Below are 1,188 nucleotides of genomic sequence, written 5' to 3'. Positions count from 1 at the left end.
TGTGTGCCCTGTGCGCGTAGTGCGTCGAGGTCCAACCGCACCGGCACCAACGCCGACCCCGCACGCACCCCCACATCAAACAACCGCAAACCCTCCCCCACCGACAACGGCAACACCCCACCCCGCGCCATCCTCAACCGATCACCCTCCGACAACCCACCACCCATACCCCCCACACCCTCATCCCCCCACACACCCCACGCCAACGACACACCCGACAACCCACCCGCAACCCGCCACTCCACCAACCCATCCAAAAACGCATTCCCCGCCGCATACGCCCCCTGACCCGGCACACCCAACACACCAGCAGCAGAAGAAAACACCACAAAAAACTCCAACCCCAACCCACACGTCAACTCATGCAAATTCCACCCACCCAACACCTTCGGCCGCAACACCCCACCCAACCGCTCCACCGACAACGACCCCACCAACCCGTCATCCAACACACCCGCCGCATGCACCACACCCACCAACGGAAACTCCTCAGGAATCCCCGCCAACACCCCAGCCAACGCCCCCCGATCCGCCACATCACACGCCACCACCTCCACCGACACCGCCCCCAACCCCACCAACGACTCCACCAAACCCTCCACACCCACACCACCACCCCGACTCACCAACACCAACCGCCGCACCCCACACACCGACACCAAATGCCGCGCCAACACCACACCCAAACCACCCGTACCACCCGTCACCAACACCGTCCCCCCACCCACACCCACACCCACACCACCGACACCAGCACCAACGCCGACACCAACACCAGCCCCAGCGCCAACGCCAGTGCCAGTGCCAGTGCCAGTGCCAACCGCAACCTCAACCCCAGCCCCCACAGACACACCCGCCCGCACCAAACGCGGCACCAACACCTCACCACCACGCACCACCACCTGCGACTCACCCACACCCAACACCCGCCCCAACACCCCAGACGACAAACCCTCCACACCCACACCCACCTCAACATCCACCAACACAAACCGCCCCGGATGCTCCGCCTCCGCCGACCTCACCAAACCCCCCACCGACGCCCCACCCAAATCACCCACACCAACCCCACCAACCGACACCCCACCACACGTCAACACCACCAACCGCGAACCACCAAACCGCTCCTCCCCCAACCACCACTGAACCCCCAACAACACCCGCTCCAACAACCCCGAAACACCCTCA

General features: G+C 64.6%; 1 protein-coding gene and 1 pseudogene. Both read right to left on the bottom strand.

Annotation, left to right across the window (positions count from 1 at the left end; translation table 11 throughout):
• The coding region (locus tag ABT092_RS30960; RefSeq protein ID WP_351249836.1) for a KR domain-containing protein at window positions 1-659 on the bottom strand (659 nt) is incomplete at its 3' end.
• Between the two features lie 216 nt (window positions 660-875).
• Window positions 876-1,169: pseudogene (locus ABT092_RS31075) on the bottom strand (SpnB-like Rossmann fold domain-containing protein); the annotation flags it as partial.
• Window positions 1,170-1,188 lie beyond the last annotated feature (19 nt).

The sequence above is a fragment of the Streptomyces sp. NPDC002490 genome, from assembly GCF_040296045.1.
In the GTDB taxonomy this organism is placed as follows: domain Bacteria; phylum Actinomycetota; class Actinomycetes; order Streptomycetales; family Streptomycetaceae; genus Streptomyces.
Note: the sequence above shows the minus strand (reverse complement) of the source record. Positions and strands in the feature narration are given on the sequence as shown.